The organism is Nocardia sp. NPDC006630, assembly GCF_040611495.1.
GTDB lineage: Bacteria > Actinomycetota > Actinomycetes > Mycobacteriales > Mycobacteriaceae > Nocardia.
The window spans coordinates 501,539-518,629 of record NZ_JBEXOK010000006.1 but is presented as its reverse complement, the minus strand read 5'-3'; the positions used below and the strand labels follow the sequence as shown (position 1 = coordinate 518,629).

The 17,091-nt window shown below is 66.5% G+C and carries 15 protein-coding genes; 7 read left to right on the top strand and 8 right to left on the bottom strand.

Annotated elements, in window-relative coordinates:
* Positions 1 to 10 precede the first annotated feature (10 nt).
* The gene (rsgA, locus tag ABZX86_RS20530) at positions 11 to 1,150 is read left to right on the top strand and encodes a ribosome small subunit-dependent GTPase A (RefSeq protein WP_355125873.1); all 1,140 of its coding nucleotides are present in this window, start codon (positions 11 to 13) and stop codon (positions 1,148 to 1,150) included.
* 233 nt (positions 1,151 to 1,383) lie between these two features.
* On the opposite strand, the gene ABZX86_RS20525 is transcribed toward rsgA, so the two are convergent.
* The gene (locus tag ABZX86_RS20525; RefSeq protein ID WP_355125602.1) at positions 1,384 to 2,904 is read right to left on the bottom strand and encodes an alpha/beta fold hydrolase; all 1,521 of its coding nucleotides are present in this window, start codon (positions 2,902 to 2,904) and stop codon (positions 1,384 to 1,386) included.
* Positions 2,905 to 2,915: 11 nt separating this feature from the next.
* On the bottom strand, positions 2,916 to 4,100 hold the full coding sequence (locus ABZX86_RS20520) for a serine hydrolase domain-containing protein (RefSeq protein ID WP_355125600.1): 1,185 nt from the start codon (positions 4,098 to 4,100) through the stop codon (positions 2,916 to 2,918).
* 324 nt (positions 4,101 to 4,424) lie between these two features.
* Between ABZX86_RS20520 and ABZX86_RS20515 the strand changes: the two genes are divergently transcribed.
* A complete protein-coding gene (locus ABZX86_RS20515; RefSeq protein ID WP_355125598.1) occupies positions 4,425 to 5,273 on the top strand; it encodes an NAD(P)-dependent oxidoreductase in 849 nt (282 codons plus the stop codon).
* Between the two features lie 187 nt (positions 5,274 to 5,460).
* On the opposite strand, the gene ABZX86_RS20510 is transcribed toward ABZX86_RS20515, so the two are convergent.
* On the bottom strand, positions 5,461 to 6,012 hold the full coding sequence (locus ABZX86_RS20510) for a hypothetical protein (RefSeq protein ID WP_355125596.1): 552 nt from the start codon (positions 6,010 to 6,012) through the stop codon (positions 5,461 to 5,463).
* Positions 6,012 to 6,389, bottom strand: coding sequence for a hypothetical protein (locus ABZX86_RS20505; RefSeq protein WP_355125594.1), 378 nt, complete (start codon positions 6,387 to 6,389; stop codon positions 6,012 to 6,014). Before ABZX86_RS20505 ends, ABZX86_RS20510 begins: the two co-directional genes overlap by 1 nt.
* 21 nt (positions 6,390 to 6,410) lie before the next feature.
* Here ABZX86_RS20505 and ABZX86_RS20500 point away from each other — a divergent pair, with 21 nt between their 5' ends.
* On the top strand, positions 6,411 to 7,001 hold the full coding sequence (locus tag ABZX86_RS20500; RefSeq protein ID WP_355125592.1) for a TetR/AcrR family transcriptional regulator: 591 nt from the start codon (positions 6,411 to 6,413) through the stop codon (positions 6,999 to 7,001).
* Between the two features lie 277 nt (positions 7,002 to 7,278).
* On the opposite strand, the gene ABZX86_RS20495 is transcribed toward ABZX86_RS20500, so the two are convergent.
* Entirely contained in the window at positions 7,279 to 9,180 is a 1,902-nt protein-coding gene (locus ABZX86_RS20495; protein WP_355125871.1) for a glycosyltransferase, read from the bottom strand.
* A 126-nt stretch (positions 9,181 to 9,306) separates the two neighbouring features.
* Entirely contained in the window at positions 9,307 to 9,798 is a 492-nt protein-coding gene (locus ABZX86_RS20490) for a GtrA family protein (protein ID WP_355125590.1), read from the bottom strand.
* A gap of 80 nt (positions 9,799 to 9,878) precedes the next feature.
* Here ABZX86_RS20490 and ABZX86_RS20485 point away from each other — a divergent pair, with 80 nt between their 5' ends.
* The 3 genes from ABZX86_RS20485 to ABZX86_RS20475 all read left to right on the top strand — a co-directional run bounded on the left by ABZX86_RS20485 (position 9,879) and on the right by ABZX86_RS20475 (position 13,717).
* Complete coding sequence (locus ABZX86_RS20485; protein WP_355125588.1) at positions 9,879 to 10,853, top strand: glycosyltransferase; 975 nt, start codon at positions 9,879 to 9,881, stop codon at positions 10,851 to 10,853.
* A 74-nt stretch (positions 10,854 to 10,927) separates the two neighbouring features.
* The gene (locus tag ABZX86_RS20480) at positions 10,928 to 12,604 is read left to right on the top strand and encodes a DUF2142 domain-containing protein (protein WP_355125586.1); all 1,677 of its coding nucleotides are present in this window, start codon (positions 10,928 to 10,930) and stop codon (positions 12,602 to 12,604) included.
* 21 nt (positions 12,605 to 12,625) lie between these two features.
* Complete coding sequence (locus ABZX86_RS20475; protein WP_355125584.1) at positions 12,626 to 13,717, top strand: hypothetical protein; 1,092 nt, start codon at positions 12,626 to 12,628, stop codon at positions 13,715 to 13,717.
* A 13-nt stretch (positions 13,718 to 13,730) separates the two neighbouring features.
* Here ABZX86_RS20475 and rfbB read toward each other — a convergent pair whose 3' ends face one another.
* Positions 13,731 to 14,735 carry a dTDP-glucose 4,6-dehydratase gene (gene rfbB, locus ABZX86_RS20470; protein ID WP_355125582.1) on the bottom strand — a complete coding sequence of 335 codons (1,005 nt, stop codon included), beginning with the start codon at positions 14,733 to 14,735 and terminating at the stop codon, positions 13,731 to 13,733.
* Between the two features lie 433 nt (positions 14,736 to 15,168).
* Here rfbB and ABZX86_RS20465 point away from each other — a divergent pair, with 433 nt between their 5' ends.
* Positions 15,169 to 15,876 carry a hypothetical protein gene (locus tag ABZX86_RS20465; RefSeq protein ID WP_355125580.1) on the top strand — a complete coding sequence of 236 codons (708 nt, stop codon included), beginning with the start codon at positions 15,169 to 15,171 and terminating at the stop codon, positions 15,874 to 15,876.
* Between the two features lie 112 nt (positions 15,877 to 15,988).
* Here the strand turns inward: ABZX86_RS20465 and ABZX86_RS20460 are convergent, their stop codons facing one another.
* Complete coding sequence (locus ABZX86_RS20460) at positions 15,989 to 16,984, bottom strand: alpha/beta hydrolase (protein ID WP_355125578.1); 996 nt, start codon at positions 16,982 to 16,984, stop codon at positions 15,989 to 15,991.
* Positions 16,985 to 17,091: the final 107 nt, after the last annotated feature.

Below are 17,091 nucleotides of genomic sequence, written 5' to 3'. Positions count from 1 at the left end.
CCTCATGTCTGTGGTCGATTTCGACCTGCTCGCCCCCTACGGCTGGACCGCCTCCGTGGCCGCCGAATACCTTCCGCTGCTCGGCAATTCGCTGATTCCGGCGCGGGTGCTCCGCATGGATCGCAGCGAATGCGATGTGGCCGTGCCCATTTCCGGCACCCGGCTGCCCGATCAGACTGCCGCCGTTATCGTGCGGGCTCGCTGCCCGCGCCCGGATTCCGACGTCAGTGGCCTGTGCACGGGCGACTGGGTCGCCCTGGGCAGTGATTCGGGGCAGCTGCCCGCCACGCGCGGGATGCTGAACAATGCGGTGGTGCGGCACTTGCTGCCGCGGCGCACCGCGATCGTGCGAGCCGCGGTGTCGGGGCACTCCGATTCCCGCGGCCGCGCGGCCGATCAGGTCCTCGCCGCGAATGTGGACGTCGTGCTGATCTGCACGCCCGGTGACGGGGATGTGGATCTCGGGCGCATCGAGCGCATGCTCGCCCTGGCCTGGGAATCCGGAGCGCAACCGGTGGTCGTGCTGACCAAAGCCGAACTGGCTCCGGATCTTTCGCTCGACGAGGTGCGCGGCGTCGCACCCGGCGCCACGGTGCTCGCGGTGAGTGCCGCGACCGGTCTCGGCATGGAGGCGCTGATCGCCGTCCTGGAGGGCACCGTCGCCCTGCTCGGCCCCTCCGGTGCGGGCAAATCCACACTCGCCAATGCCCTCCTGGGTGCGGAGGTGTTCGCCACCAACGCGGTTCGCGAAGGCGATAAGCGTGGCCGCCACACCACGGTGCACCGGGAACTCCGTCCACTCCCCACGGGCGGAACCCTCATCGACACCCCGGGCCTGCGTTCCATCGGGCTCTGGGAAGCCGCCGAGGGACTGGGGCGGACCTTCAGCGATATCGAATCCTTGGCTACCAGTTGCCGTTTCGCCGACTGCTCCCACAATCAGGAGCCGGGGTGCGCGGTGCTGGCCGCAATCGAAGCGGGCGCCCTCCCCCGGCGCCGGCTGGACAGCTACCGCAAACTGACCCGCGAAAACGATTGGATGGCCGCCCGCTCCGACAGCCGCCTGCGCGCCGAACGCCAGCGCGCCTGGAAACAAATCAACAAGGACCAGCGCCGAATGTACCGAGAGCGCAGCCAATTCGGGCGCTGAGCACCTGGTCAATCGATCACCGGGCTCTGATGGTGGCGACACGCCGCCAACCCCCACCATCAGAGCCCACTCGGCGAATCACCCCACCCTCGAGACTCTCTCGACCACCTCGATGGGTGGAGCGAGCGCCGAATGGGCGCTGTGCGGGTTGGACGAGTGATCACCAGGAACTGGTGGCGGGAGTTTCTCGGATGATGCCGCCGTCAGTTCCTGGTGATCGATTGTCCAGGGGGCTAGTCCTTTTGGCAGGTGAGGTCGGTGGTGGGGAGGGTGCCGTCTTTGAGGTAGGTGTTGACGGCGGAGTAGACGCAGGTGTTGGGGTAGCGGCCGAAGATCCAGTGGATGGCTACGTTGTCGAGGGTGACCATGCGGGAGGCGGTCAGGGCGCGGTGCATGCCTTCGGCGTTCGCGTAGGTGGTGCGGGTGTCCCCGGTGGATTGCACGATCAGGGTGGGGATCGAATTGTTCACCACGGTGGGCGTTTCGATGGGAGGCGCCCAGAATGCACACGGGGTGATGTTGTTGGTGAAGGCGCCGAAGACCGGCTGGGTGGGGCGGGCCGCTTCGATATTGCGCCAGTACCAGGCCGGATCGCGGGGGACTGCGACGTCACCGCACATGATCGCCATTTGCGCCGAACCGTCCGACGGGAGGGCGCGCACCATGTAGGCGAGGGCTTTTGTGGTGCCTTCGTCGGGCTGTACCGCGCGGCCGTCGGCGGCGTCGGCGAGCAGTCGCACCTGTTCCGCGACCTGCTGATGCTGCCGCGGATCGTCCAGTCCGGCGAACAGCAGCATGGGCAGATCGTGCTGATCGACATCGAATTCACCGACCCGGAGCGGCTTTTCGGCCGCGCGGCGAATCAGATCGACCACGGTGGCGCGCACTTGATCCCGGGTGCTGCCGAGGTGGTAATCGCCATCGTGCGCAGCGGTCCAGTCGGCCCAGTCGTCGAGAGCGGCCTCGTTCGCGGGACCCATGTCCTGGGTCATCTGCACCGCGCCGTAGCGGGCAGGGTCGACCGCGCTGTCCAGCACGATGCGATCGCTGCGCTGAGGGAACATCTGGGTGAAGACCGAGCCGAGGTAGGTGCCGTACGAGGTGCCGTAGTAGCTGACCTTCTCCTCGCCGAGTGCGCCGCGAATGACGTCCATATCGCGGGCGGTATTGCGGGTTGTGATGTGCCGCAGCCAATCACCCTCGGTGGTGGCGCAGCGCAGCGCGAGATCCGATTGTGTCGCAACGGTTTCGGCGTAAGCCCTGGCATCGATGCCTGCCGATTGCAGGCCGAAGCCGCGAGGCCACTTGCAGTTCACCGGGGTCGAGCGGCCGACACCGCGCGGGTCCATGCCGATGAGGTCGTAGCGGGCGCGGACATCGGGGGTCATGGCCGCACCGACGTCCACCATGAAGTCCAGGCCCGAACCGCCGGGGCCGCCGGAATTGGAGAGCATGACGCCGTGCCGTTGCGCCGAGTCGGTGGCAGCGATGCGGGAGATCGCGACGGTAATCGTCTTGCCCTGCGGCTCAGCGTAATTCAGTGGCACGGTGATATCGGCGCACTGGGCCTTGGCGGCGTCCAGTCTCGGGTCGTCGCAGGGTTTCCATTCGGGGCGCTGACTGTAGAAGCGATCCAGGCCGACGGTCGGGGACGGGTCGGCGCTCGCCCGATCGGTGATCACGACGCTGGTCACCGCGGTGGCCGCGGCGACGACGGTGAGGGCGGCGAAGGCGATTGCGTGTGTGCGGCGCATGGCTGGTTCTCTCATCCTTCACAGAGCGCGGTATCGAGCACCTTGGTGACGGCGGCGGAGGTCGCCTCATCGGTCGGCAGCTGGTTCACGGTGACCGTGACGGCCGCGCCGCCGGTCGCGACGCCATTGCGGGTTTCGAAGCCCGGAATGCTGCCGCCGTGTCCCCAGACCTCTTTGCCGCACGGACTGGACTGGCGGACGAGCCCCAGTCCGTAACCCGCGCCGGGCATTCGGTCGAAGGGGACCGTCTGCTTCATCTGCGCCAGTTGGGCGGCGGGCAGCAGATCGCCCTTCAGCAGTGCGGTGAAGAAGCGGTTGAGGTCGGCTCCGGTAGAGATCATGGCGCCGGCCGTACCGCCCCAGGACGGATCAAGATCGGTGAAATCGACTCGCTTGCCGTCGATTACGTGATAGCCCTCGGGGTGGGCGCCGCGGATCACGGATTCACCCGAGGCCGGGTAGTAGGTGTCGTGCAGGCCGAGCCGGTCGATGATGCGGCTGGTGATCTCGTCTGCGGCGGGACGGCCGGTCATGCGTTCGATGAGCATGCCGAGCAGTACGTAATTGGTGTTGGTGTACACCGCTTTCGCGCCGGGGGTGAATTGCGGCGGCATGGACATGGCGATGCGCACCAGATCGGCGGCTTCGAAGTGCTTCGTGCGCATGGCCTCCGTATCCACCTTCAGCTGCGGCGAATTCGGGTCCGGCGTGCGGGAGGGATCGCCGCTCGCGAGGTAGTCGGGCAGGCCGCTGGTGTGCTGCAGCAACTGCCGCACGCTGATTCGATTACCGTCATTGCCATTGCCCTGCACCACGCCCGGCAGATAGCGCTCGACGGGGGCATCCAGTTCGATCTCGCCCTCGGCGACCAGCTGCAACACCACCGCCGAGACGAAGGTCTTGGTATTGCTGCCTATGCGGACTCGCGAATCGTCGGCGATGGGTGCGCCGGTCGCGATATCACCCACACCCGCGGTCAGGGTGCGCTGCCCGTCCGGCCGGGTGATCACCACCTGAATGCCCGGAAATCCGGCCTTGACCGCCGCGTTCATCGCGTCCGCGATGGCCCGGTTCCGGTCCGGACTGCTGGGCTCCGAGGCCGTTCCCGCACTCGTGCAGCCCGCCGAGGCGAGCACCACGGCAAGGCCGACGCCGGCCAGTGCAATGCGACTCCGGCGCACCCGAGGTGTGCTCATAAGAAGGCGTTCCTCCTGTTCAGGCCAGTTTCTCCAGCCACCTCGAGCCTAGGAACGCAAGCCCGCCCCGCCGATCCGGCTCGCGCCCGAATCGCCGATAGCGGTGGCAGGTGCCGCGGGGTAGGGATAGCCCCACCTCGACGAGCACTAGTCCATGAAGCCCGGGGGCCGGGCCCCCGGGTAAGAATTCACTCGGCGAGTGTTATGCAACTCGTTGCATAACGTTCCGATCTCCCCTAGTGTCCGAATCAGGGGTTTCGCTCCGCCTGCGCATGGACGCGCGGATTATCGGAACCGGGGCGAAGCAGGAGACAGGAGCTGACCATGACGGAAGCGCGGAAGCCGCTGGCGGGCCGGACCATGATCATGTCCGGCGGAAGTCGCGGGATCGGCCTGGAGATCGCCCGCCGGGCGGCGGCGGACGGGGCGAATATCACCCTCATCGCCAAGACCGACACGCCCAACCCGAAACTGCCCGGCACCATCCACACCGCAGCGGCCGAGCTGGAGCAGGCCGGGGGTTCGGTACTGAAGTACGTCGGCGATGTGCGCGATGACGGCGCGGTCGCCGAGGCGGTCCAGCAGACGATCGAGCGGTTCGGCGGCATCGACCTGGTGGTGAACAACGCATCGGCAATCGACCTGTCCCCCACCGAATTCCTGCCCATGAAGAAGTACGACCTCATGCAGGACATCAATGCCCGCGGCAGCTTCCTGCTGTCCAAGCTGAGCATTCCGGCACTCAAGGATTCGGCGCAGTCCGGCCGGAATCCGCACATCCTCACCCTGTCGCCACCGCTCAACCTGGACCCGAAGTGGGCGGGCGCCTCACTCGGCTACACCATCGCCAAGTACGGAATGTCGCTGACCACACTAGGTTTGGCGGAAGAGCTGCGCAAATACGGCATCGGCGTGAACTCACTCTGGCCGCGCACCACCATCGCGACCGCCGCCGTCCGCAACCTGCTCGGCGGCGACGACATGATCGCCTCCTCCCGCACCCCCGACATCTACGCCGACGCCGCCTACCTGGTCCTGACCTCCCCCGCCAAGGACACCACCGGCAATTTCTTCCTCGACGACGATGTCCTTGCCGCCCACGGCATCACCGACCTCGACAAGTACCGCGTAGTCCCCGGCGACGGCCCCCTCACCACCGACCTTTTCCTCTGACCGCCCTCCCTCCGACCACACAACCCGCCCACTGACCGCACAGCCTGTGCGGCCGCTGCGCGACGGCCACACAGGCTGTGCGATGCAGCGCGGGTGTGGTGCGCCGCTGCCATCGGCCGCACAGTCCGTGTCGCAAACCGAACAACCCGCATTGGCACTGCGCGGCTGGTACGCGGGCTGTTCGATGTCAGTGCGGCACAGGCTGTTCGGCATCTGCGGGCGGAGCAGGGTGCGCTTCGCTCTCGGCCAGGTTCCTCAGGGTGAGGAGTTGTTTGCGCATCATGAGGTAGTCGCCGAATACCAGTGGGGCCACAAGGTATCGGGGGCCGCGGAAGTGGACTCGGGCGTGCAGGCGACTGGCGCCTGCGGCGGGGACGGGGTGTACGGCGTAGGTGACTGCCACACCGGAGGCGCGGAGGGTGATCTGTTCGCCCGGGGTGTATCCGGTGAGCGCGAACAGCTTCATGAAACGCTGGCCCGCAACGAGTTCGGTGAGCTTCGGGTCGCGGATTACAGGGCTGCGGTGGCCGAAATTGTCCAGTAGGTCGTAGCTGTACGGGGCTGCGCGCAGCTGGCACACCCAGGCGAATACCAGTTCTGGCGGGGCGGCGATATCGACGGCTCGGTCGCATACCACCGTCCGGCCGGAAAGTTCACTGTCACAAGGCAATTCCATGCCGACTTCGGCGGCCGTGACACCCCAGTATCGGCCGGGCATCCACGACCGTGGCCCGGTCATCACCGCTCCTCCGCCGCTCCGGCTATGCGGTGCAACATTTCTCGGACAACCAGGCGGTGTAGGCCGGTGCCGATCACCAGAGCTTTGTAGATCCCACCGTGCAGCCCGGGAAACGCGGCGTGAGTCAGGGCGGTCAGGCGGGTGGTGTGCGGGTCGAGCTCGTCCAGGGTGAAGGTGAGGCGGTAACGGGAGAAGGGGTGGCGGCCTATCGCGGACAATCGGGCGGGCGGGTCGGCCTCGTCGAGCGTGAAACCGGGTGCGAGTGTGCTGAGATCATCCGGGTTCTTGCAGGTCGTGCGCAGTAGGGCAGCCCAGGCCCGGGTGCGATCGGCGGCGATTGATGTGGAATGCTGATCGATATAGGGCAAACGCTCCATATAGAAGGACTGTACTAGTTCATGGCACCTCCCCGGAAGCACAGCACCGACGTGATCCTCGACGCAGCCCGCACCCTGGTGCTGCGCGACGGCCCCCGCGCGGCAGGTGTGGCCGCCATTGCCGAGGCCAGTGGCGCGCCCGTCGGCACCCTCTACCACCGCTTCGGCAATCGGGACGGGGTGCTCAGCGCGACCTGGCTGCGTGCGCTGGAACGCTTCCAAGCCGGGGTGCTGACCGCCACCGAAGTGGCTGATCCGATCGAGGCGGCCGTCGTCATCACCAGCGCCGCCCTCGCTTTCGGCCGCGAATTCCCCGACGATGCCCGCCTCATGCTGAACCTGCGCCTCGGCGATCTGCTGGACAACGGCCCCGACGCGCAATTCCGCGAACGCCGCGCGGAGATGAACACTCCGCTCTTCCAACTGCTGAACCGCATCGCCCACGGCATCTACGGCGCGGCCGGCGAACGCGAAATAGACGCCGTCACCCGCGCGGTCGTGGATCTCCCCTACTCCGCGCTGCGCCGCCACGCCCAGTCGAAGGAACTACCGGAGTGGCTGGAGGCCGACCTCGCCACCGCCACCCGCGCCCTGCTCACCGCCCACGCTTGAACAGCCTCGTCACGACCGGCCAGTCGGCCGACCACCGGCAATCGGCCGAACAGCCCATATCGCCCCCGTAGGAGGGCTGCGGCATTGCCACACAGCTGTTCGGAGTCATTGCCGCACAGGACGTTCGGTGCCATAGCCGCACACGCTGTGCGGCGGCATTGCCGCACACGCTATTCGGAGTCATTGCCGCACAGTCTGTTCGGTCCGGGAACTCGGCGGCAATGACGAAGCGGCCGCACCCTCTGGTGGGTGCGGCCGCTCGGTCGTTCAGGTCGGTTTACTTGGGGTCGATGCCGTAGAGGCGTTCCCAGTTCTCGCGGCTGGTGAGTTCCGGCATGGCGTTGCGCCACTGCTGTTGCAGGGCCGGGAGTTCGGTGCGGAGGCGCTTGAGGACGCGGTAGGCGCGCACCAGTAGACGGCGCGCGGTTTCCTTGTCCCGCTGGCGAATTCGTACACCGGACTGTGAGGCGTCGGTGACGACCACGTGGTCGAACAGACCCACGTGCCACCAGTGCGCGTCCTCGCGGGTGACGCCGACAACACCGTGGATGGTGCGGCCGGTCCACTGGTTCAGGGCGCGCTTGAACAGGATCAGCAGCGGGCGGCTGGGTTCACCGCCGGCGCGGCGCTGTTGCACGTGTGCGTTGACGACGGGCGCGGTGGCCGCCGGATGCTTGACGGTCTCCGGGTAGTCGCCGCGCGAACCGCGCGCGGCGGCCAGGGCCGCAATACCGCCGTCCTGCAGCGCCTTCGGGCCGCGCAGATAGTCCTCGATGCCCTGCAGCGTGGTGTGCGCCAGGCCGTACTGCATACCGACCAGGTATTCGCTGATCTCCCGGAAGAGTTGCCGGGTAACGGCTTTCGGATCCAGATCGGTGTGCAGGGAGGACACGATGAGCGAGTTGCGCGAGGAGAAGTAGCGCGCCCAGTCGTCGAAGTCCTTCCAGTAGAAGTCGGCATGCCAGACGGCCGCATTCGGCAGCGTGACGGTGCGGAAGCCGTGCTCGCGAGCGCGCAGGCCGTATTCGACGTCGTCCCACTGGAAGAAGATGGGCACCGGCAGGCCGATCTCGGCCACCACTTCGGCGGGGATGAGGCAGGTCCACCAGGCCTGGTAGCCGGCGTCCACGCGGCGTTCCTGATGCTTCTTGAGCATGCTGGTGTTGCGCAGCGCCTTGGACACCTTCTGCCCGTGCCGCAGCCTGCCCAGATCCGTCTCCTCCGCCCCGACATTCAGGTAGTCGGGGTTGTAGAGGAACAGCATCTGCGCGCCCACCAGCGTGGGCTCCACGGTCATATTCGCAAAGGCGTTGAGCCGCAGCACCGTTTCCGGTTCGCACAGGATGTCGTCGTCCATGAGGATGACGTCGGCGTGCTGATTGGCGCCGGACACCTCGTACAGCCCGCGCGTGAAACCGCCCGCGCCACCGAGATTCGGCTGCCGGATATAGCGCAGCTTGTCACCCAATTTGGGTGCCGTCTCGGCGAACACCGGCTGATCCTGCACCAGATCGGTGCCCTGATCGACCACGTACACGGCATCGATGGACGACAGCACGGTCGCGTCCGAGGCCAGCGCCGCCATGGTGGCGGCGCAGTCCGGTGCGCGGTTGAACGTGCAGATGGCAATGGCGACCGGGCGCACGGTCTCCGGCGCGGGCGCGGTCCACTCCAGGTCGGTAATGGTGACCTCGCCGCCGATGGCGTCGATCTCCAGCCACAGCGCACCGCCGTCGATGAACATATCGAGTGCCGTGTTGAGCACCAGCCGCCCGGTCTCCCGGGTTTCGGCGGTGGCGACAACACGCCGGTGACCGGCGATATCGGACGCAGCCAGGCGCACCTTGGTGCGGCCCGCGACCTCGAGGGTCATGGCGACCTGGACCGCCGTGACGGTGGTCCAGCGCTGCCAGTAGCTGGCGGCGAATCTCCCGAAGTAGGTATTGGTGTGTGCCGTCGCGCCCTTCTCCAGCCGCAGGCTGAAGCGTTCGCGGTGTGCCTTGCCGCCCTTCACGACCGCGTACAGCTCATCGCTGATCCGCTGCGCCGGTCCGGTGAACAGGCCACGCGCCAGCACCAGCCGCTCAGGAGCCACGTGCTCCGCGCGCAAAGTCGCGGGGGCCCCGGCAGTCTGCGGGTCACTGATTTCGGTCACGGCTTGTCCAGCCGACGCATCCATGAAATCCCTCGACATCCCTCGAAAAAATAGACACCGGCAACATACGACGTGGGATGCCTACCCACTGTCACCGCTCGGCGCGCCGACAATATCAATCAGCTCCGGTGGCGGCACCGCGAACCCGCGTTAACGCGCTTCTTCGCGCGCGCCGGTGAAGACGAATTTGTCATATGCCCAGTAGCGGAAGACTACTGCCACGATCTGCCCGATGAGGGTGCCGGAGATGTTGTCCGCCAACGGACTAGACAGGTGCAGTACGTAGCGGGAGAACCCGAGGCAGCTCAGTTGCAGGCCGATGGCGACAACATTGAACAGCGCGTAGAGGACATATTCGCGGGTCGGGCTGCCGCCCTTCTTGTGCGCGAATGTCCACCATTTGTTGCCGAAATAGGTGACGACGGTGGCCACCAGGATGGCGATGATCTTGGCGAGCAGCGGCTGATGGAACAGCACGCCCTCCCCGCCCCAGAACACCAGCAGGTTGTAGGTGCCCGCATCCACCACGAATCCGAGTGCGCCGACAACCAGGAAGGCGCTGCCCTGCTTGAGTGCCGCGCGCACCTTGCCGACGAAGGACTGCGGGTCGTTCTCGACGGCTGTCGACTCACTGCTGGACACTCGGCGACGGTACCGCAGCGATCTCGGGTACCCTCCCCGATGTTCGTATTCGCCTTCCGATCACATCGAGGATTGACCGGGTGGACCCCACCGAGCTCCGAATTGCCGCAGTGGTTCCGTGCCACAACGAAGAGGCCTCGGTCGCACAGGTCGTCACCGACCTCAAGGCTGCCGTGCCGGGAATTGTCGTATACGTCTACGACAACCTGAGCACCGACGCGACCGCGGAGCGGGCGCGCGAGGCCGGCGCGATCGTCCGTCACGAATATCGCAAGGGCAAAGGCAATGTGGTGCGCCGCGCCTTCGCCGATATCGAAGCCGACGTCTATTTGATGATCGACGGCGACGACACCTACGACGCCTCCGCCGCACCGCGGTTGATCGAGGCGCTGCTGTCGGGACCGTACGACCATGTCCTGGGTGTGCGCCGCGAACTAGCGGGCGAGTCGGCGTACCGGCCCGGCCACGCGACCGGCAACAAGGTGCTCAATGGCGTGGTCGCGCAGGTGTTCGGCGAGAACGTCGAGGACATGCTGAGCGGATACCGGGTCTTCTCACGGCGTTTCGTGAAGAGCTTCCCCGCCGTATCGCGCGAATTCGAGATCGAGACCGAGTTGACGGTGCATACGCTGCATCTGCGGGTGCCGCAGACGGCCGTGCCGGTCGGCTTCAAGGATCGGCCGGAGGGCAGCGAATCCAAGCTGCGCACCTATCACGACGGCTTCAAGATCCTGCGGCTGATCATCGGCCTGGCCCGGCACGAGCGCCCGGTCGCCTTCTACGGCCTGTTCGGCACCCTGGCCTGGATCATCTCGATCATCCTGATCACGCCGATAGTGATCCAGTTCTACGAAATCCATTCGGTCCCGCGCTTTCCGACGCTGTTCCTGGGCTTCACGCTGATGCTGCTGGGCAGTCTCGCCTGGACCGCCGGACTGGTGCTGGACGGCATCCGCCGGTCCCGGCACGAGGCCGCGCGGCTGATGTACCTGCGCTATTCGGCCGTCGGGGCGGACGAATGCGCCGGTGAACGCTCAGGCGGTACCCGGCGATGACGATCCGGACCGAACCGGACGCAACACCCCCGCCTACCGCCCCACCCACCACCCGTCCAGCAGAATCGGACATTGTGGCAACCGAAGTGAGCGATAACGGCAATCTCGAACCCGATGCGGCGCAGCCCGACACCGAGGTCGTGATCGCCACCCCCGTCGTCCCCGCGGACCTCGTACCCGAGACGCCTGCCGAGCTGTTGCCGGCCGACGCCGTGGAGGCGCCCGGCGTCGCACAGCCGACGAAGATCGCACCGGCGCCGGTTCCCGAGCCGCAGACCGGTGTGCGGCGGGTCGCGGCCCGGATCGAACAGCGTTTCGGCACCGCGACTTTGGTGTTCCTGCTGCTGGCCGGGGTGTTCGGCGCGGTGTTCTCGGTATTGACGCCGCCGTTCTGGGGGCATGACGAGATCACCCAGTTCGGGCGGGCCTATCAGGTGGCGCACGGCGGATTCCTGCCGGAGAAGATCCACGATGACCGCGGTCCCGCCTGGGGCGGCGACGTACCCGCGAGCGTGGACGCTCTCATGGGCTACGCGCACAACGATTACGTGAACAACAGTCCCGACGAGCAGGATCCGATGGTCGAGGATCCGCACGGCTACGACGTACTCGGCGACAAGGCGGTCTCGGCCCAGACCAAGCAGGTGTGGTTCACCAATACCGCCGCCTACTCCCTCGTCCCGTATCTGCCTGCCGCGGCGGGCATTCGGCTGGCCGAGGCCTTCGACTTCAATGTCGGCGGCATGGTGCTGGCGACCCGCTGGGCCGGGCTCATCGCCTATCTCGTGATCGTCGCGTTCGCGGTGCGCGCCCTGCGCGGGCACCGCATCCAGTGGCTGGCGCTGACGGTGGCGGTACTGCCGATCGCGGTGTTCCAGGCGGGCACGGTCACCGCCGATACGGTGACCAACGCACTGGCACTGCTGGTTTCGGCGCTCATCGTGAAGAGCCTGTTCCTCGGCGAGCGCCTGTCCCGGCCGGAAACCGTTGCGGCACTGGCCGCGGCGATCCTGCTGCCGGTCTGCAAGCCCACCTATGTACTGCTGGCCATGCTCATCGTGCTGATTCCCGCGCAGCGCTTCGGTTTCGGCAGCGCCGACCGTCCGGCCGTCTGGCAGCGCATCCTGCCGTGGGCCGGTGCGGGCCTCGGTGCGGTGGCCTTCGCCGTCTGGATGAAGATCGCCGCACCGACCGGTGACGGTATGAGCCTCATGCGCCCGCAGGAGCAGTGGGGCAGCGTCCGCCCCGGCGACCAGCTGCACGGAATCCTCAGCGACCCAGGGCATTTCCTGCGGGTGTTCGGCGACAGCATCGCCCGCCGCGATCAGCGCTGGTTCAGCCAGTTCTTCGGTGAGCTCGGCTTCGCGTACATCGACGTCCCCGCACTCACCATCTGCGCCAGCCTGCTGGCCTTCGTGGTGAGCCTCGGCATCGCCGACCGCCTGACCGGTGACCGGCTGCGCACCTGGCTGGTGCTGCTCACCATGCTCGCCAGCGTCGCGATGATCTACGTGACCCTGTACATGTCATTCACGCCGGTCGGCTACTTCATCATCGACGGCGTCCAGGGCCGCTACTTCGTGCCGCTGGCGCTGCTGTTCCTGGCCGTGCTGCTGCGCTGGATGCCTTTGCGCCTCACCACTTCCGCGGGCAGGATCCCGACCAGGGGTCCGGCCATCACGGTGGTCGTGGCCGTCACCGTCGCGCTCGCCGCCGCGGTGATCAAGTATTCGACCATCGTCTGGGGCTGACCCGCTCGGTAGTGTGCGGAGGTGGGTACACAGGGGTGGCTACGACGCCGCGTCGCGGCCACCCGTGCCGCAGGGCAGGGCCGGTCGCACCGGCACAGGTGGTGGCGGCGCATTTCGGTGACACTGCTGCTCATCGTGTGCACACTGCTGACACCGATCGGCGCCGCGGCCGCCTATCTGCGGCTACAGGATGCGGGCACGCCCGCCGCCTCCGCGCGCACGCGCGGCCGGGACGCGGTGTGGCTGGGGCACGCCTGGGTGGACGGCCGCAAGACCGAGGCCGATGTCGCCCAGCTCGGAGTCCTGCTGTCCGGCACCGGAATCAAGGACCTCTACGTCCACACCGGCCCGCTCGCGCATGACGGCACCCTGCCGCCGGAGCTGTATCCACAGGCCCGCTGGTTCGTCGAGACGGTGCATCGGCTGCTGCCCGGGATCCGGGTGCAGTCCTGGCTCGGCGATGTGCTGGCCCCCGAATTCGACGGTCTGAACCTCGACGATGCCGCGACCCGCGACCATATGGTCACCGCCGCGAACCAGGTGCTGGATCTCGGATTCGACGGCATCCATTTCGATCTGGAGCCGGTGCGCTCGGGTGCGGCCGGATTCCTGACGCTGCTGGATCGGGTGCGTCCCGTGACCGCCGCCCGCCAGGCCCTGCTGTCGGTGTCCGCACCGGTGATCGATCCGCTGCCGGGTCTGCATCTGCTGGGCCTGGCGCTGGCCGATCACGGAAAGTGGTGGTCGCAAGCCTATTTCGCGTCGGTGGCGCGGCGCGTAGACCAGATCGCGATGATGTCCTACGACACCGCCATGCCGACGGGCTCACTCTACGGCGGCTATGTCGCACAGCAGACCCGGCTGGCGTTGCAGGTCACGCCGCCGCAGGTGGATCTGCTGCTGGGGCTGCCCGCCTTCTGGGCCGACGATCTCGGTCACCACGGTGCGGCGGAGACGGTGGCGAGTGCGATACGCGGTGTCCGTTTGGGTTTGGGGCGCACCGCGCTCGACCGCCGGACATTCGGGGTGGCATTGTACGTGGATTTCGCAGCGACGCCAGCGGATTGGGCGGCGTATCGGCACGATTGGGGTGGGCTCACCCGTCCTGAGTGAGCCCTTTCCGGGGCTACAGGACTTTCTCTCCCGCGGCCGCGTAGGCCGTTTCGGTGGTGTCTTTCTGCGGGCGCCACCAGGCCTCATTGTCGCGGTACCACTGCACGGTCGCGGCCAAACCGGTACGGAAGTCCGAATATTCGGGCTGCCAGCCGAGTTCGGTGCGCAGCAGCGTCGAATCGATGGCATAGCGGAGATCGTGACCGGGACGATCGGTGACGTGATCGAAGTCGTCACGATCACGGCCGAAGGCTTCCAGAATCAGCTCGACAACGGATTTGTTGTCACGTTCGCCCTCGGCGCCGATGAGGTACGTCTGCCCGATTCGGCCGCGCTGCAGAATTTCCCATACGGCGCTGTTGTGGTCGTCGACGTGGATCCAGTCCCGCACTTGATGTCCGGTGCCATAGAGCCGGGGACGGACACCGTCGATGAGATTGGTGATCTGGCGTGGGATGAATTTCTCGACGTGCTGGTACGGGCCATAGTTGTTGGAGCAGTTGGAAAGTGTGGCCTGCACCCCGAAGGAGCGCACCCAGGCCCGGACCAGCATATCGCTGGAGGCCTTGCTCGCCGAGTACGGACTCGACGGGTTATAGGGTGTGACCTCGGTGAACGCCGTCGGATCATCCAGTGCGAGATCGCCGTACACCTCATCGGTGGAGATGTGGTGGTAGCGCACCTCGTGCCGGCGCACCGCCTGCAGTAGCGAATACGTACCGACGATATTGGTCTGGACAAATGGCCAGGGGTCGGCGAGCGAATTGTCATTGTGTGATTCGGCGGCGAAATGCACCACCGCGTCCACACCGCCGACAAGCCGGTCGACCAGCGCGGGATCGGCAATGTCGCCCTGTACGAACTCGATCCGGTCGGCAACGGCGGCCAGTGAGGCGCGATTGCCCGCATAGGTGAGTTTGTCCAGCACGGTGACATGGACGCCGGGACGACGGGTCACGGTCTGATGAACGAAGTTCGCGCCGATGAAGCCGGCGCCTCCGGTTACGAGCACTCGCACACCGAAAACCCTACGTCGCCTTGGTCTGCCGCCGCCGCGCGGACTCCGTGTTGCCGGGCCCACACTCGCTGTGAGTTTCCTGTGAGCGGAATCGGCTACAAGAAGGAAACAAGTTATCCCAACAATATTCGTACTTTCATCCGAAAAGTTGCAATTTCGTGGACTCTTCGAGAATTTCCGGTCAGGATCATTCCGGTTTTCAAGCATTCGATGTGACCTTGACCACAAACAGACCGATCAGTAACGGACTGGGTGTCGGGGAGCGGACCTGAAAACCATACGTACGCAGGGGATTTCCAGAACCTGACGAACCGCGTGATCACCGAGGTGAACGGAATTTGAACGAACGGTCACGGTGGGTTCACCGCACGTTAGCTGTCCTGGATTTGTATTCCCGTGTCCCCCCGAGCTATTCCGATGAGGTTTGCAACAAATGCTGATGAGGAAATTCGCCGCCACGTCGGCGCTGCTGATCGCGGCCATGGGCGTCACCGCCGGCACCGTGAACGCCGCGCCTGCTGCCGACGCCAACGCGCCGATCAACTACACCGCCACCACCACCGACGCCAGCACCATCATCAAGACCGATGGCGGCTCGCTGGTCAACGACAACGGTGTGTTCAAGATCAAGGCCGCCGACGGCACCACCGTCGCGGGCACCGATCTGAGCTTCCGTGTCGACGACTTCCAGTTCCCGATCGCTGCGCAGATCAGCGACAACGTCGCCACCCTGACCCCGCAGTTCGACGTGGACCACGCCGTCTACAAGCCGGTCGACCTGCCGTTCCAGGACACCGCCCCGTGGAAGTCCCCGTACGACCGTGAGCAGGCTGCCTGGAACCGCCTCAAGGACACCATCGCGACCGGCGCCACCATCGGCACCCTCGTCGGTGGCATCAGTGGCGCGGCTGTCGGCTGTGTCATCGGTGGCGTCATCGGCGCCGGTGCCGCTGCCGCGGCCATCGTCGGCCTCTTCGGCCCGATCGTCCCGGCCGCCGTCCTCGGCTGCCTCGGCGGCATGGCTGCCATCGGCTTCCTGGGCACCCTTGCCGGTCAGCTCTTCGTGACCGCCCCGGTCGCCATCCTGGCCGCGGTGCAGTACTTCACCACCATCAACGCGCCTTTCACCCCGGCCAAGTAATACAGCCGGTAATTCGGAACGCGTCCGGCGTTCCGGCGCAAGCGAACCCGCTCGACCACCATGGTCGAGCGGGTTCGCCCGTTTTCGGAACTGCTGTGCCCGCCGGGAACCGCTACGCGATCCGGGCGACCCGACCTGCTTCGATACGCTCGCGCACGAACTGTGCGACATGCGCCAGTGCGGCCCGGCTCTCCGGCATGCTCGGGAAGATCGCCATGAACGCGTGCACCTGGCCCCGCCAGATCTCCAGCGTCGCAGGCACTCCCGAGGCGGCCAGCCGCTGCGCCATGAGCTCGCTGTCATGCCGCAGCACCTCGTCCTCGGCGACGATCAGCAGTGCGGGCGGCAGCCCGACGAGCACATTGTTGACCGGCGAGAGCTGCGGATCCAGCCGCCCGTCCACCTCGGCCCCGAGCTTGACCACCGATTCCAAGGCGGACAACGGAATCAGCGAATCACGGTGGTAGTTGGGATGCGCGCGCTTCTCTGTGCAATCCAGATTCAGCGCGGGACACAGGCCGACCAGACCGGCGGGCACCGGAAGTCCGGCATCACGAGCGCGCAGCGCGGTCGCGAAAGTCATATAGCCACCGGCGGAGTCGCCTGCGAAGACGATGCGCGAAGCGGGCACGCCGTGTCCGAGCAGCCACTTGTAGGCGGTCAGGCAATCGGTGACCGAACCCGAGATATCGGTGTCGGGCAGCTGCCGGTACTCGACACTCACCACCGGCATGCCGGTGCGGCGGGCGATGGCGGCCACCACGGGCCGATGCGTGTCCAGGCCGCAGAGGAAGAAGCCGCCGCCGTGCATGTACATGACAACGCCCTCGCTCATCGAGCTGCGCGCTCCGGCGGGCCGCACGATCTCCATGCGGAAGCCGTTGAGCCGCACCTGCTCCCGTTCCACGCCGCGCGGGGCGGGGCGCAGTTTGGCGAGGGTGTTGATGACTCCGCTGACCACCGGCATGGCGCCCGCGCTGAGCGTCATCATGTCGCCGGCGGGGCGGATGGTGGCTCGGCAGGCGGCCTCGAGGGTGCGCGCGTAGACGCTGACACTGTCGGGATTGATCACCGGATCGGCGGAGTGGACGTTGCGGGTCGTCGCCATTGCGCACCTACTTCGTTGTTGGCGCGCCGAGCCGTTCGTCCGGTGACCGAAGGAGGGCTCGGCACCCGGTGCGGGAGAGTCGGCGCTGACATCTCACATAGCGTTGT

Coding starts and splice junctions, on each gene's coding strand:
- ABZX86_RS20525 (WP_355125602.1), bottom strand. CDS start 2,904: ATGCGCCGCACACACGCAATCGCCTTCGCCGCCCTCACCGTCGTCGCC.
- ABZX86_RS20520 (WP_355125600.1), bottom strand. CDS start 4,100: ATGAGCACACCTCGGGTGCGCCGGAGTCGCATTGCACTGGCCGGCGTC.
- ABZX86_RS20515 (WP_355125598.1), top strand. CDS start 4,425: ATGACGGAAGCGCGGAAGCCGCTGGCGGGCCGGACCATGATCATGTCC.
- ABZX86_RS20510 (WP_355125596.1), bottom strand. CDS start 6,012: ATGACCGGGCCACGGTCGTGGATGCCCGGCCGATACTGGGGTGTCACG.
- ABZX86_RS20505 (WP_355125594.1), bottom strand. CDS start 6,389: ATGGAGCGTTTGCCCTATATCGATCAGCATTCCACATCAATCGCCGCC.
- ABZX86_RS20500 (WP_355125592.1), top strand. CDS start 6,411: ATGGCACCTCCCCGGAAGCACAGCACCGACGTGATCCTCGACGCAGCC.
- ABZX86_RS20495 (WP_355125871.1), bottom strand. CDS start 9,180: ATGGATGCGTCGGCTGGACAAGCCGTGACCGAAATCAGTGACCCGCAG.
- ABZX86_RS20465 (WP_355125580.1), top strand. CDS start 15,169: ATGCTGATGAGGAAATTCGCCGCCACGTCGGCGCTGCTGATCGCGGCC.
- ABZX86_RS20460 (WP_355125578.1), bottom strand. CDS start 16,984: ATGGCGACGACCCGCAACGTCCACTCCGCCGATCCGGTGATCAATCCC.